Genomic DNA, 16,117 nt, shown 5'->3' with positions numbered 1-16,117 from the left:
AGAACTAATCTGCCCAATCGCGATGGACGAAGGTTTACGCTTCGCTATCCGTGAAGGTGGCCGTACAGTTGGTGCTGGTGTTGTTGCAACTATCGTTGAGTAATATCAACAGATAGAGCTTCACAGCTTATAAAAAGGTCGCCCAGGCGGCCTTTTTTAATACTTGTAGAAAAGCTATCAGCTGTCAGCTTTCAGACGTCAGATTAGATTGGTGGGGTTGGTTTGTGTGGTATCTCACTCAGCATTCGTCCTGTTCATTCTTCGGGTAGGTTGGTTTGAGCGCAGCGAAACCCAACACAACCATGTAAACCTTTTCTTTTATGACCCCCATTACCATAAACCATGCCTCCTAATGGCTTTACCTAGACCCTTTGAACTTTACCCTCGTTAACCACTGTATAAAAATCACCATTACGCTATTGTTTTATCGTTTTATTCATTAATAACGTCATTTTAATGTGAATATTTCACTAAATTTTTATTGTTAATATAGTTTCTGTATTGGGGATGTTAGATTCTTTATGTGAAATTAGCTTAAATTGCTCAAGTATCAGTTAGATGTCAGTTAAATATTATAAGAGTTGGGTAAATCTCGCTTAATGTATTGTTCCTAAACAGGAAATCGAAAATCAATCTTATAGTAGTATTTTGTTAATGGATTTTGTTAGAATCACTGCCGTCATGTAAATGGAATGGTTTTATCAGGGATGGCTAATGACTAGCTTAAGTGCTACTTGTCAAAAAATAGCTTTGCTATTTGCAGTATATTTTTAATTCCCCTTTAGATGCTCAGTATCTTTATAGCTTGTACTTTGATGGTTTGATCTAAATTGCTCATAAGTAGCAGTAGGTTTTCTCTTTCTATCTTCAAAAGCTCTGAAATACTGAAGACATACATAAAATTCACACCTCGGTGGGGATTGTTGTGTTAATTATTTGCCAACAATCGGTATGAATAACTATGTATATATCAATCTAATTAATGTTAATTCCTTTCCTGTAACAGGCACTTCCTTCTGTAGTGGTCGAAAACTTTTAAAATATAGACCACATTTAAGTAAGGAGTTATCGCCCAATATTTTTAGTTATTAAATCGAATAGTAGCTTTAAAACAGTAGGTGAAATTTAAGTTGTTAATATAAAAAGGAATTATTAGTGTATAAAAATAAACTTACGCAAACTGCTTTATGCGTTGCCGCTGCACTTGCCTCAACATCAACAATTGCTGCCAATAGTTGGTTATCTAGAGTCAGTACCGTCGATCAGCATCAGCAAAAGAAAGTATTTGCAGCTAACAGTATGCAAAGCCTTTCAGCTGTCAGTACTGATTCGTCAACTGCAATTTTTGATATAACAGTGTCGTTATACAATAATCCAGAAGGTGCAGAGCAGAATGCCTATGAAGAAATTTTTAAAAATTTCGCAGATGCTATTTGTGAGCAAACAAATGGTGAGCATAAGCTTGGCACAGTGAGTGTATTTAGAGAAAATAAACATCGCTCTAAATCAGATATTATTTGGGGGTCAAGAGAATGGCCTAGAGCTAATGCGTCAGGTTTTGGTGCGAATGGCATGCATATTTGGTTTGGTGATGTTTTCCCGAACGGTGCAGGTGCTGGCAAAGACCATGATATGCTTCAAGATCCTAAAGGTGCTGGTTATACACTTGCCCATGAATGGGGGCACTATGCTTATGGCCTTTTTGACGAGTATCAAGGCGTAGCTGAAAGCGCAGATGCAAATAGCCCTATAAAAACTGATTTAGCTACTAACTCTATTATGAGTAATCAGTGGAAAGCTCTACAAGGTGATATGCTTTGGCTTAATCACTCTACTGCAACAAATATTGGTAATGTTGATAGAACAGCTCAAGGTCGAGTATACGGAAAAAGTGCATGGGAAGTGCTATTACAAGATGCCAAAGATGATCCTAAGTTAGGAAGAAAAACGGCTCAACCAGAGCGTACTCGCTTTCTTACTCTGGCTAACAATGCTCCAGATGATGTAACACCAGTAAAGATTGAACTACCTTCAGCTCAAGCATCATGCCGAGATCAGCTTGATGTAGTTTGGGTTGAAGGTGATATTGATATGCAAGTGGTTATTGACCGTTCAGGTAGTATGGGCGGTGCGGCAATCAATAATGCCAAACAAGCAGCTAAAATTCTTGTTGATGCTACAGCAGAAGGCACTACATCAATGGGGTTAGTTAGCTTCTCTAGCTACTATAATGTGATACAAGATTTTCCTGTAACTAAAATTGAAAGCCCAGATGTTTCAGTAAAAACTGAACTAAAAGCAGCAATTGATTCAATCAGAGCTGGAGGGTCAACAGCCCTTTACGATGGTTCACAATTAGCGCTTGATAACTTAGAACAATATCAACAAACTCAAGCAAGCGGTGCTCCAGGTGTTGTTTTTGTCCTAGCCGACGGTGATGACAATGATTCTCGCTTGTCACAGGCGTCGGTTATCAGTAATTATCAACAAGCCAATATGCCAATTTTCAGTTTTGGCTATGGTAGTGCATCACCAACTGGCCCACTTCTCACTTTAGCTAATGCTACTGGTGGTAAGTACTTTTCTTCACCAACATCATTGGCTGAAATTGTTGATGCTTTCTTGCAAGCTAATGCGATTGCGACAGATAATCAGAACCTTGCATCTACAACATACTCAATTGATAGTACTCAAAGCGCCAGTCAGCCAATTTATGTTGATTCTGGACTAGATAACATAAATGTTTTTGTAAATCACAATGCAGATCTTGCAGATCTTGAGTTAGCGCTATTTGATGGTGCTGGTACACTCGTTACCGATATAGATTTCAACTGTATAGATACTGCTAGCACTCAATCATGTAGTGCTAATATTTCTAACCAGAAACTATCTGCACATGGTGCAGGGCAGTGGCAGTTACAATTAACGAATCTAAATCAAAGTACTAGCCTTACTGCTGCGGTAAATGTGAGTGCTGAACCAAGCTTATCAGGTACATACTCTGTCAACGTTGAAGGAGTTGATGGGAACGCAGTTACTTATCCAGCCCCTATGATCCTGACTACGGCAATCACCAAAGATAAACTAATTACAGGCGCTAATGTTAAGGCAACTATTACAGATCCAAACCAAGTTAAAAGCGAACTTGAAATGTTTGATAATGGCATTGGTGGAGATGCTGTTTCAGGGGACGGAATTTACTCAGTAATTGCACCTTATAATCAAAATGGTATTTATCAAGTTGAAGTGCATGTAGACAATAATGACAGCAATGCAGTGTACACCACAACAGGGTTATTAACGCCAACTATTGATGGCTCAGTACCAGAAACTGAGACGTTGCCAAGTATCGATGAGAATTTTGTTCGTATAGCTAAAACTTCACTAGTAGTCAGTGATGTCCCATACAGTGATAGTAATGACAGTTATTATCTGAGTGATGATCTTACTCCAAGTAATGCTGGAATCGAGGGGATGGTTGACTCTCAGGGAGACCTAGACTTTTATCAAATCGAAAACATTGATACCACAAGTGAGTTTGTTGTTCGTGTATCTGACTTAAGCTTGGGGATGAAACCTAGCCTTACATTATATAAGTCAGATGGCATAACTGTAATTGATCAAGATATTACGTTAGATACAAACCCTTCTAAAACAGGCTATGTGTTCTATAAAGTTGCTACTACGGACTTAGAGTCAACTCTCTACGCCGTAGTGCAGCATGAAGATACGACCGCAACTACTGGTGGATACCAAATTAGTGCGGGTGCTCCACTAAATACTGATACGCCTCCAAATAACGCACCTGTAGCAGCTGAAGATGTTGCATCAATTTGGTCAGGTCAAACAACAGTTATCAATGTTTTAGAAAATGATACAGATTTAGATGGTGATACTCTATCAATTGATAGTGTACAAAATAATGGAACCTTGGGTGTTGTAAGTTTAGTTGATGGTCAGATTACATACGATGCATCAACCGCGTTTGATGATGAAGTTCCTGGAACAGTTATTTCCGATTCCTTTAAGTATATTGTGACTGATAATAATGGTGCATTTGTTGAGGGGCAGGTAACCATATCTGTATCTATCAACACGCCTCCAACAGCTGAAGCCGATATTGTTTATGTTGACGAAAATGGAACTGTAAATATTTCACCATTACAAAATGATAGTGATGCTGATGGTCATTCAATAACATTAATTGATTACTTGGATACTCTAACAGGTGAATTAACAGATAATAATGATGGTACTTGGACATATTCTACAAATGGTCAATTTGATTCATTGACAAAAGGTGAACAAGTAACAGATGCATTGACTTATACGATAGCTGATGAAGTGGGTTCAGAGTCTATGGCTCAGGTTTCTGTGATTATTACGGGTATCAATACTATACCTTCAGCTGAAGCTGACGAGGTTTCAACATCTAAATCATCAACAGTACTCATAGATGCTTTAGGGAATGATAGTGATGAAGATGGCGATGCTCTATCTGTGGTCTCGTTAGATGTGGAAGGTATTAAAGGAACTGTTACTGATAATGGGGATGGTACATTCACATATGACCCAGCTGGGAAGTTTGCTGATTTATATGCTGGCAGCTCAGCGACAGAAACATTTAGCTATGCTGTATCTGATGGCTCAGAACAAGTTTCAACAACCGTTACTGTGACTGTAAACGGTGAAGGTAGCAAACCTGAAGTTGAAAAATCATCTTCAAGCAGCGGTGGTAGTTTATTTTGGCTAACTTTACTTCTAGCGCCATTTAGCTTGCTAAGACGTCGCAAAAAGTAAGTAAATTAAATAACAATGCAACTATAAGCCTTTGAGTAATATGCTCAAGGGCTTTTTATTCATGTTGATTACATTGAAGTTATTTAAAAGGAAGCTTGAATTACTCTTAAACCACTAACCCTATTATTTCCTCTAAAACTAATTACTTACCTTCTTGAGCTACTTTTTTGGGTTTCATCATTTCGTCATGAAAACTCACTTTTTTAGTAACAATGCCTTCTTAGTATGGCTGCGCTAATTATCCAAGTGCAGTTTAGTTAGCACTCAAATTCTTAAAATAACGTACTAACGGAACGTAACGATGAAAATTAATAAAATTGCTACTGCAATTGGTTTAACGCTGGCGTTGTCAGCGACGGCCAATGCAGGTGTGTTACCAGACAGTCAAAAACAAAATGATTGGTATAGTGCCGCTGAAACAAAATTAACAGAAAAAGAGGCGGCGGCTCAGGCTGAGCAAACGTTTAAAGCTAAAAATGTCATTTTATTTGTTGGCGATGGTATGGGTATCTCAACGCTGACTGCATCTCGTATCATGGCGGGACAAATGGACGGCAAGTCGGGCGAAGAAGGCTTACTTAGCTTTGAAGAATTCCCTTACTCAGCGCAAATCAAAACTTATAACGTTGATGCGCAAACCCCTGACTCTGCAGGCACAATGACAGCAATTATTTCAGGTGTTAAAACCGATGTAGGTGTAATTGGTGTTAACGAAAATATCGAGCGTGGCGAGTGTGCAACCGTTGCTGGTAACGAGTTAATTACCGCAACAGAGCTGGCAGAAATTAAAGGTCTAGCAACAGGTGTTGTCTCAACGGCGCGTATTACTCACGCAACACCGGCTGCAACCTATGCAAAATCGGCTGACCGTAACTGGGAAGACGTATCAGATATGCCAGCTGATGCTGTGGAAGCCGGTTGTGAAGATATTGCCTCACAACTTGTTAATTTCGAGAAGAACCTAGAAGCACGCTTCGTAGGTACTGACGTAGATGGTCTTGAAGTTGTGATGGGCGGCGGACGTCGTCACTTCTTACCGAAAGATGCAGCGTTCAATTCAGCTGATGCAGTTAGTGAAGTAGAAGGCGACCGTACTGATGAGCGAGACCTAACTGCTGAATGGCAAGAAATGTACCCTGATGGTAAGTACGTTATGGACCAAGCTGGCTTCGATACGCTAAATGCTGACAGCAAACGTGTATTTGCATTATTTAACGAATCACACATGCAATACGAAGCAGATCGCGCTAACGATGTCGCGGGTGAGCCGTCATTATCTGAAATGACAGGTAAAGCAATTGATATCTTAAAGAGCAATGAAAAAGGCTTTTTCTTAACGGTTGAGTCTGGTCGTATCGACCATGGCCACCATGCGGGCAATGCTTATAACGCGTTAAACGATACCGTTGAATTTGCCAAAGCAGTGCAAACAGCAGTAGAGAACACCAACCCAGAAGAAACACTTATTCTTGTTACTGCTGACCACAGCCACGTATTTACTATCGCGGGTTATCCAAAGCGCGGTAATCCAATCTTAGGTCAAGTTGTGGCAATTGGTAGCGAAGAGCCAAGCCTTGCGGCAGATGGTATGCCGTACACCACAGTTGGTTATGCAAATGGTTTAGGTTTTCGCGATTTAGGTGATGAAACTGATGCTGATGCATCATATAGCGAAGCGGCTTTTGCAGGTCGTGTTGATTTAACGGGTGTTGATACGACGATGCCTGGTTATCACCAAGAAGCTACCGTGCCATTAGGTTCTGAGACTCATGCGGGTGAAGATATTTCACTTCATGCAAAAGGTCCAGGTGCGCAACTAGCACAAGGCGTTGTGGAGCAAAACGTAATTTTCCACATCATTAACCAAGCTCTAGAACTAATTGAAGAATAATGGCGACGACGATGAAAAAACTAAATTTAATTTCTCTTGCTGTAGTAGTGGCATTAGCGGGTTGTTCTGATGACGATGACAACTCACCAAAAACATTAACCGTTGAAAATACATTAGCTGTTGGTTCTGAGCAGTGCGTAAACGGTGGTACAGAAACCCTAACCGGTGAAGATAGTAACGATAACGGTGAGCTAGACTCAGCAGAAGTAACGGATACAACCGTTGCTTGTAATGCACCAGCAACGTCGTTAACGGCATCGCAATTAGCACCGTTGACCGATAATGAATGGTTCAAGTCAGCACAAGTTAAAGTCGCTACTAGCGAAGAAAACATTGCTGCCGTTGTAAAAGAGTCTGGTAAAGCGAAAAACGTGATCCTATTCGTGGGTGACGGCATGGGTATTTCAACCGTGACGGCAGCACGTATCATGGCCGGTCAGCTAGAAGGTAAGTTGGGTGAAGAACATCAACTTAGCTTTGAAACACTACCATTCTCAGGGTTTGCTAAAACCTATAATGTTGATGCGCAAACACCTGATTCTGCGGGTACGATGACAGCAATGGCATCGGGCGTAAAAACGGATGCTGGCGTTATCGGTGTTGATGAAGATATTGAGCGTGGTAACTGTGCAACGGTTGCAGGTAATGAACTAGTAACAGCCACTGAACTTGCTGAGATCGCCGGTAAGTCGACAGGTATTGTTTCGACAGCGCGTATCACTCACGCAACGCCTGCAGCAACGTATGCAAAATCGGCTGACCGTAACTGGGAAGACGTATCAGATATGCCAGAGGCGGCAGTTACCGCTGGTTGTGAAGATATTGCATCGCAGTTAGTTAACTTTGAAGCAAACCTAGAAGCACGCTACGAAGGCCTCGATGTTGATGGTTTAGAAGTTGTCATGGGCGGTGGTCGTCGTCATTTCTTACCGAAAGACGCTGCTTTTAATTCTGCTGATGCTGTGAGTTCAGTAGAAGGTGACCGTACAGATGGTCGCGACCTAACAGCTGAATGGAAAGCTAAATACCCAGCAGGTCAATATGTGATGGACCAAGCTGGTTTTGATGCAATCGATGCAGAGTCAACAGAGCGCGTATTTGGTTTATTTAATGAATCACATATGCAATACGAAGCAGATCGCGCAAATGATGTAGCTGGCGAGCCTTCACTTGCTGAAATGACAGCAAAAGCAATTGATGTGTTAGATAACAACGCCAATGGTTTCATGCTAACAGTTGAAGCTGGCCGTATTGACCACGGTCACCACGCTGGTAATGCTTACAATGCACTAAGCGATACAGTTGAGCTTTCAAAAGCAGTCCAAGTTGCTCTTGATAAAACCAGCATCGAAGACACGTTAATCATAGTAACAGCTGACCACAGCCACGTATTTACCATTGCAGGCTACCCAAAACGCGGTAACCCAATCTTAGGTAAAGTGGTACCTGTGGGTAGTGATGAACCATCACTTGCAGCAGATAACATGCCATACACAACGGTTGGTTATACCAATGGTGGCGGTTTCCGCGACTTAGGTGATGAGACTGATGCTGATGCAGGTTATAACTTTGCGCCGGTAACGGGTCGTGTTGATTTAACTGATGTTGACACAACAACACCTGGTTTCCACCAAGAGGCTGTCGTACCACTAGGCTCTGAAACACACGCAGCAGAAGATGTGGGTGTGTATGCAGTAGGCCCAGGTGCACATTTAGTAACAGGCACTAATGAGCAAAGCCTTATTTTCCATGTTATGGATTATGCAGCTGACCTTGTTAAACAAGCCGATGATAAATTAGCACAATAATGAGTGTTTGGGAGGCTCTAAGCCTCCCTTACTCAATTAGTTATAAAGTAAACCAGACAAAAGAGAATCCCGTGAAAGCAGCCATCTTACTTGCCTCATTACTTAGCCCTCTTGCTGTTGCAGGGCAATGCGATATGAACACCGGTTTTACGCAAGCAGACTATACGGTCACCACAGATATAGTTGCTAATAAGCAGCATACTGAAAACACCTTTACCCTTTGGCGTACGCCTCACCAGGTGGCTAAGCAGAATCCACAGTTTATTGAGTTATGGCAACAGTTGCGCAATCAACAAATTCGCCCAATTCGTTATTTTCAGCATGCCCAGCGTGGTATTGAGTATCAACCATCGGAAGTGCAAGGTGAACAAGATTGGAATAGCAAATATCAGCTAGTAAGCGATAAGTTTTTAGCCTCAATGACGCACCAGAAAAGCACAGGTGAAGGCTGTGAGCTAACAGAGTATTACACACAACAGCAGGGTGAGAGCAAAATAGAGCTAAGCTGGCTTGCCAATCAAAAGTTACTCAAAGCAATTCGTATTTCAACACCAACTTATAGCCGTGAAATTGCTTTAATAGCCAGTCATCACAACCAGCAAAAGATTCAGGCAGAATTTGCGAAATGGGATAACTATCAAACGACCGATTACGCAGATATCGGTGATAATGAAAGCGATCCGTTTTTAGCTAAAATGATCAACTTAGGGTTTGTTGAGCATGGCGCGAGCGGTTTTTATGATGCGCAAGGTAATCAGCTCAAAGGTGAGCATGGGCATCATCACTAATTAGTACCAACCACAAAAAAAGGCACCAAGGTGCCTTTTTTATTGTTTAATTACTTAGCTTAAACCTAAAATGCATAGTTCCAATTTAGGTTTACGGTACGACCGGTGCCCGCAAAATAGCGTGTTGCAGCTGGGCGTGTTTGACCGTAGTAAGTGATGTAATACTTATCTAGCAGGTTATCGATACCTAGGCTAAATGCACCGTACTCAACACTTTGATATTGCACCGATAAGTCAACGGTTGTGTAGCCGTCAAACTCTTCACCAGTATTAAAGTCGCGGTCAAATATTTTGTTAGCTTGTACGCGGCTAGAAAGATTCGCTGGCCACTGTTGCTGCCAGTAAAGGTTTAAACGTGTAGGTGATATATTGCTGCCGCCTAAATCGCTCTCTACTTTATTGTCGCCATCACCATCATATTGACCTTCTGTATCAGCGTAACTTGCACCAAATGTTGTGCTGTTAGTTAGGTAATATTGAGCATTTGCTTCAAAACCTGAGATCTCAGTACGCTCACGTTGCACGCTGTAAATACCATCAGCATCAGCTTGTAAACGTGAACCTAAGTCTGAGTCAGACTCAAAGTAGCTGGCTTTAATATTGAAGCTATCGTTGGCAAATTCAAAACCTAATTCGCGGTTATCAGAAATGACTGGCTCTAGGTTTAAGAAACTCTCAACCGATAAACCTGCTTGATTAATGCCACGCAGCACACGACCAACATCAGCCATGCTAAAGCCTTCACTGTAGCTTGCATATAGACGAAGTTCATCAGTAACTTGATAGACAACACCTAAGTTCTCTAATAATTCATTAAAGCTTGGCTCACCGCCTTCTACAAAGCTGCTGTTGTAAGATGCTAGGGTAGTAAAATCATCCACTTTTAATTTGCCGTACTCGTAACGAACACCGGCATTGAACGTCCAATCCTCTAAGCCGTCATAACGTAGTTGAGCGAATGGCGCGATGTTATTAAACTTGGTTTTTGGCACCCAATGGCGACCTGTTTGCGCAAGCTCTTGGTATGTTTCGTCAGAAAGTAAATCAATACCTGTCGCAATATCAAACTGGCTGTTTAACAGGTTATCTTTATTGTAAGTAACGCGGCTACCAAACTTTTGTGATTTATTTTGAGACTGATCGAAAATAGTCTCACCATAGGCTGGATCTTGGAACGTAGCAAATGTGCCACCACCATACATAGCTGCAAAATCTTGCGTAAATAATTGAATAGCAAGGTTACCGCCAGCCACATTGCTGTGGTTATAATCTAGGGTAAAGGTTGTTACACGGTTACGTGGCGTGTCGCCTTCTACATCGCCTTTTTCAGCAGAGGTTGCAAGGCCTGTTGCTGGATCGCCATTTACAGCTACAAAGTCACCATTACCTTCAATTTTGTAGTGATTCAGCATTGCTTGAATGCTTTGCTCGTTATCAAGCTGATATTTCACTTTAAAAAATAAGTCTAGACTGGTTGAATCTTGCGTGTCACCTTGTGTGCCATCTAAACCAACAAAGTCACCGTTACCATCGCGATACATACCTGTACTACGAGCCGATACACCACCAATAAAGCTGATATCATCTAGTTGTTGGCTGAATAAGTAGCTGGCTTTATAGCTTTGGCTGTCGCTGCCACCGTCTGTTGGAGTGCTAAACCCCGCACTCATTTGGTGATTAAAATCGCCAGCTGATTTTGTGATGATATTAATAATACCGCCACTTGCGCCCATACCTTGAATTGCATTTGCGCCACTGATCACTTCGATGCGTTCGATCATTGCAGGGTCAATCGTATTCCCATCACGAGAACCGTTACGAAGCGGGTTTGACTGAGGAACACCATCAATCATGTATAGCGGCTCACGGCCACGGAGTGTTTCACCTGCACTGGTCATTTTTTGACGACTAGGTGAAAAGCTCGGTAATAAATTACCTAAAATTTGCGATAGATCTTGAGTGTGAGCAAGTTGCTCAGCAATGTCTTCACTAGTAATAACACTGATAGTTGCAGGTACAGTACTAACAGGTGCCGTACTACGAGTTGTAGAAACGGTAATACGTTCAATATCTTGGGCCTGATTTGCAAACGCAGCGATAGGAGTAAGTAAAAAAGGAAGCGCAAATTTCATTGTCATAGTTAAATCGCTATACAATTGTTATTAAAAATTGTTCGCATTTATACATGCGTTTGTTGTGACAATCAATATAGTGCCATAACTGCAATTCTCTGTTTTAGCAGGGTTTAAACCTAAGTTATTGATTATGATTATTTAATTTTTCTAAACGTGAATTAAATAAATTTTAAAAATAATTGGCAAAAAAGCAGCTTGTTGATTACCGTTAATGAAGGAGGAACAGTCATGACAAAAATAAATACAAAACACCCAGCAGGTACTTTCTGTTGGGCCGAGTTATGCGCTAAAGACTGGCAAGCTGCGAAGCAATTTTATACGCAACTTTTTGACTGGGGTTTTGACGACCAGCCAATAGGCGAAGATATGTATTACACCATGCTGCAAAAGCAAGGTGATGATATTGCCGCTATGTATCAACTGCCAGCAAGTATGAGCGAGATGCCAACCCATTGGTTATTGTATATTGCTGTTGATGATGTTGACCAAAGCACAGAGCTGGCAAAATCATTGGGGGCAACGGTTTTGGCAGGACCACATGATGTCATGACAGCGGGTCGCATGGTGATGCTGCAAGAACCAGGCGGTGCAACATTTGCCTTGTGGCAAGCCGGTGAGCATATTGGGGCTAAACGAGTACAAGAGCTTAACCTCCCTTACTGGTTTGAGCTTGTGTCGAAAGACATGCAAAAAAGTCGCGACTTTTATTGTCAGTTATTCGGATGGCAGTTTGAGGTGAAACCCATGGAGGGCATGGACTACACCTTATTTACCATTGATGAGCAACCGATTGCAGGCATGCTTGAAATGACCAATGAATGGCCAGATGATATTCCACCCCATTGGATGCCGTATTTTGCGGTAGCAGATTGCGATCAGGCAGTCGCTAAAGCAACGCAGCTTAATGGCGCTATTTGTGTGCCAGCAACAGACATTCCAGATGTTGGGCGCTTTAGTGTGATTACCGATCCACAAGGGGCCGTATTTTCTATACTTAAATCAACCATTGATGAATTAACTTAAGCCCTTGGTTTTTGCCAATCTGTCCCAAGGTATATATATCTAAGCCTCCTCAAAATGCACAAACTCGCACCTTGAGGTGGTTTGGGTATAAAAAGCTAATTAAGGAGCAGATTGATGACTAAGCATGTGGTGGTTACGGGGGCCAATAAAGGTATTGGTCTTAATTTTTGTAAACAGTATTCAGCCCAAGGTTACCGTGTTACTGCAGTGGTTCGCACGCCAAGTGAGGAGCTTCAAGCACTCGATGTGAAAATTATTAGCGACATTGATGTATCTAACGCCGATGATGTTGCAACCCTTGCCAATTACTTACACGGCGACAAAATTGATATTTTAGTTAACAACGCCGGTATTTTTCATAACGAAACATTCGCTGACATGGACTTTGCTGCCATCGAAAAACAAATCAGCGTGAACAGTATTGCACCTATTCGTATTACTCATGCATTACAGCAAAGCTTAGGTATTGATGCCAAAGTAGCGATGATCACATCACGTATGGGCTCAATTGCAGATAATGGCTCGGGTGGTTACATTGGTTATCGTATGTCAAAAGCGGCGCTTAATGCCGCCAGTGTTAGTTTAGCCCATGAACTAAAAGATAAAAAAATTGCCGTAGGGTTATTTCATCCGGGCTTTGTACAAACGCAAATGGTTAATTTTGCCGGCGATATCAGCCCTGAAACTGCCGCAGAGCGGCTCATCAAGCGGATTGACGAATTAAACCTTAGCAACACAGGTGGGTTTTGGCATTCAAACGGCGAAACGCTACCTTGGTAATGCATTTTTCACTGTTTTTATAATTCGATTAGTTAGCAGCTAAAAAGCTGCTAACGGCTGATAAGTTTCGCTAATTATTGAACTTATAGTTTGCTATACTCGTACAATTAAAAGTCATTTTGATGTAGAGAGCAGCACATGGAATTAGAGCAAAATAGCGATTTAACCCTTCCTCTTTTTTATTTTGATGAGAACCTTCACAGCCGCGATATAGAATCTCCAGATTTACTATTACATGTAACGCTAAGCGAAGAGTTACTCGCGCAGCTTTGCCAAAACCCTGCTGTTGATAGCAGTGTCGCAATTGCCATTAATGAATATCGCCTTGAAGCATTAAATGATGACTATCAAGCATTGATTGATGGTGAGCATGATGCGCAACTGACACTCGTTCGTGGACCTCTATTGAGCGCTATGCTTAGTTGCGACAAAGACCAAACCTTTGTATCGCCGCAAGTCGATATGATGCCAACCTTCGATTTAGGCGATGACGTTGAAGATATCGAGGAGGAAGGATGAGAAAACTCCTCACTACCGTATTTGGTCTTATTTTATTAAGTGGTTGTGCTTATTTAGGTGCTGCTCATTACGATGAACTGTTTGGTGAAGAGCAACCTAGAGAGCGCGTTGTTGCTGCATCAACACTTGAAGGTGCCGAGTTTTTAAGTGATGTAAAGCCTGTACTCGACACTCGTTGTGTGGTTTGTCACGGCTGTTATGACGCACCATGTCAGCTTAAGTTATCTTCTGTGGAAGGTATTGACCGCGGCTTAAGTAAAGAGCGTGTTTATGACGGCACACGTTTACTAGCGCAAGAGCCAAGCCGCTTGCTGTTTGATGCGACAAGTACCGCCCAGTGGCGTGAAAAAGGCTTTACCCCAGTACTTAACGAGCGAGCTCAAACAGAAGAAGCGAACCTTGCCGGTAGTGTGCTTTATAATGCCTTAGTACTTAAGCAAAGCAGCCCACTACCTAAGCAAGCTATTTTAGGCGATGAGTTTGATTTTTCACTCGATCGTGAACAAACATGTACCACAATGAATGAGTTTGACTCATTTGCTAAAGATAGCCCACACAGTGGTATGCCTTATGGTTTACCGGGTATCTCAAGCGAAGAATTTCAACACCTTACTAAATGGCTTAAGAAGGGCGGTTACCTTGCTCATATTGAACCTCCTGAAGAAGGCGTACTAAAACAAGTCGAACGTTGGGAAGCATTTTTAAATCAAGATGGTTTAAAGCATCAGTTGGCTGCTCGCTATATTTATGAGCACTGGTATTTAGCGCATATGTACTTCCCTGAGCATGGCGATAAACACAGCTACTTTAAGCTGGTTCGCTCTTCAACGCCACCGGGTGAAGAGATCAAACACATTAGCACCCGTCGCCCTTATGAAGACCCTAAGATTGAGCGTGTTTACTATCGTTTAATGCATGATCGTTCGACTATTTTAGCGAAAACACATTTACCTTTAGCATTAAATGACGAAAAGCTTGCACGCTTACATTCGCAATTTATTGAAGCTGATTATCAAGTAGATAAACTGCCAAGCTATAAGCCAGAAGTGGCTTCAAACCCATTTAAAGCCTTTGCTGCAATCCCAGTAAACTCACGTTATCAATTTATGCTTGATGAAGCTGAGCTTATTATTATGGGCTTTATTAAAGGGCCGGTTTGTCGAGGTCAAATCGCGTTAAACGTGATTAACGACCAGTTCTGGGTGGGGTTTGCTAAACCTGAAATGGCGGCGACACCTAAAGTGGGTGAAATGTTGTTACAACATGAAGATGCCTTAGCATTACCAGCTGAAGAAGAAAGTAATGCCTTGCCGATTTCTAGTTGGGTGAAGTATTCAAAACGCCAAAACAAATATTTGTCAGCCAAAGTTGCACTGGCTAATAAGATGTTTGAGAACGGTCAGCACCTAACAACCGATTTACTTTGGCAGGGTGATGGCCATAACCAAAATGCAGCACTCACAGTGTTCCGCCACTTTGATAGCGCAACAGTTGTAAAAGGCTGGATAGGCCAGCAACCAAAAACCGCCTGGATACTCGACTACGCACTATTTGAACGTATTCATTACTTGCTGGTGGCGGGTTTTGATGTGTATGGCAACATTGGTCATCAGCTATTAACTCGTTTGTACATGGACTTTTTACGCTTAGAGGGTGAAGCAAACTACCTTGCATTATTACCAGAAGCTAAGCGCAAAGAAATTAAAGCTCAGTGGTATCGTAAATCACCACCTAGCTTAACGAGTTTCTTTGAAGATGAATTGTCATTTAGCCAACCTACGGGTATTGAATACAAAACAATGGATCCGCAGTCAGAGTTGTTCAATATGCTAAAAGAGAAGCTTAAGCCAATTTTAAGCCCTCGTTACGACTATACGAAAGTGCCTGAACCACTTGCTAAAATTAACAACCTTCCGGTTAAAGCAGTGAACTTGCTACCGCAAATTTCGTTTGTGTTAGTCAAAGATGGCGATGATAAGCACAAGGCCTATACCCTGATCCATCATAATGCTCATTACAATATTTCGAGCTTATTGAATGAAGAAGGGCAACGAGCTTATGACGAAGATACAGTAACGATTGTGCCTGGATTCATAGGTGATTACCCAGAAGCCATTTGGTATTTACACAATGACCAGCAAATTGCAGCTTTTACAGCTGGGCTTGCTAAAGCAACAGATGAAGCAGCTTACAGAGATCTGAAAAGTGAGTTCGCTATTCGCCGAACACATCCACAGTTTTGGCAATACAGCGATATTTTACACCGTGTAGCGAAAGAGTACCGCGGCGTTGAATTTGGGTTATTTGACTATAACCGACTCGAAAATCGATAAATTTCTGTTAACTATCATGTTTAAAGCCCACTTCAAGTGG

The 16,117-nt window shown here is 41.7% G+C and carries 9 protein-coding genes and 1 pseudogene; 9 read left to right on the top strand and 1 reads right to left on the bottom strand.

The genetic code is table 11. The annotated features are described in order from the left end of the window. From VRK28_RS01010 to VRK28_RS00990, 5 genes and pseudogenes are all read left to right on the top strand, one after another. Positions 1-103: pseudogene (locus tag VRK28_RS01010) on the top strand (elongation factor Tu); the annotation flags it as partial. Between the two features lie 1,052 nt (positions 104-1,155). Further along, positions 1,156-4,800 (top strand): Ig-like domain-containing protein, encoded by a 3,645-nt coding sequence (locus VRK28_RS01005; protein WP_062566593.1) that lies wholly within the window; start codon positions 1,156-1,158, stop codon positions 4,798-4,800. Between the two features lie 301 nt (positions 4,801-5,101). Further along, positions 5,102-6,691: an alkaline phosphatase gene (locus tag VRK28_RS01000; RefSeq protein WP_332393120.1), complete on the top strand. Its 1,590-nt coding sequence runs from the start codon at positions 5,102-5,104 to the stop codon at positions 6,689-6,691. An 11-nt stretch (positions 6,692-6,702) separates the two neighbouring features. Continuing rightward, on the top strand, positions 6,703-8,499 hold the full coding sequence (locus VRK28_RS00995; RefSeq protein WP_332393119.1) for an alkaline phosphatase: 1,797 nt from the start codon (positions 6,703-6,705) through the stop codon (positions 8,497-8,499). Between the two features lie 71 nt (positions 8,500-8,570). Continuing rightward, positions 8,571-9,287, top strand: coding sequence for a hypothetical protein (locus VRK28_RS00990; protein WP_130166148.1), 717 nt, complete (start codon positions 8,571-8,573; stop codon positions 9,285-9,287). 65 nt (positions 9,288-9,352) lie between these two features. Here the strand turns inward: VRK28_RS00990 and VRK28_RS00985 are convergent, their stop codons facing one another. Further along, positions 9,353-11,419 (bottom strand): TonB-dependent receptor, encoded by a 2,067-nt coding sequence (locus VRK28_RS00985; RefSeq protein WP_130166177.1) that lies wholly within the window; start codon positions 11,417-11,419, stop codon positions 9,353-9,355. A gap of 231 nt (positions 11,420-11,650) precedes the next feature. Here VRK28_RS00985 and VRK28_RS00980 point away from each other — a divergent pair, with 231 nt between their 5' ends. The 4 genes from VRK28_RS00980 to VRK28_RS00965 all read left to right on the top strand — a co-directional run bounded on the left by VRK28_RS00980 (position 11,651) and on the right by VRK28_RS00965 (position 16,077). Further along, positions 11,651-12,445 carry a VOC family protein gene (locus VRK28_RS00980; protein WP_062566589.1) on the top strand — a complete coding sequence of 265 codons (795 nt, stop codon included), beginning with the start codon at positions 11,651-11,653 and terminating at the stop codon, positions 12,443-12,445. Positions 12,446-12,559: 114 nt separating this feature from the next. Further along, a complete protein-coding gene (locus VRK28_RS00975) occupies positions 12,560-13,225 on the top strand; it encodes an SDR family oxidoreductase (RefSeq protein ID WP_332393118.1) in 666 nt (221 codons plus the stop codon). Between the two features lie 138 nt (positions 13,226-13,363). Beyond that, positions 13,364-13,744 carry a hypothetical protein gene (locus VRK28_RS00970; RefSeq protein WP_332393117.1) on the top strand — a complete coding sequence of 127 codons (381 nt, stop codon included), beginning with the start codon at positions 13,364-13,366 and terminating at the stop codon, positions 13,742-13,744. After that, on the top strand, positions 13,741-16,077 hold the full coding sequence (locus tag VRK28_RS00965; RefSeq protein WP_332393116.1) for a fatty acid cis/trans isomerase: 2,337 nt from the start codon (positions 13,741-13,743) through the stop codon (positions 16,075-16,077). The genes VRK28_RS00970 and VRK28_RS00965 overlap by 4 nt, the downstream gene beginning before the upstream one ends. The last annotated feature ends 40 nt before the right edge of the window (positions 16,078-16,117 follow it).

Origin of the sequence: Pseudoalteromonas sp. P80D2 (assembly GCF_036680945.1) — a bacterium.
Classification (GTDB): domain Bacteria; phylum Pseudomonadota; class Gammaproteobacteria; order Enterobacterales; family Alteromonadaceae; genus Pseudoalteromonas; species Pseudoalteromonas shioyasakiensis.
The sequence above is the reverse complement of the archived record's forward strand: the minus strand, read 5'-3'. Positions and strand labels throughout refer to the sequence as shown.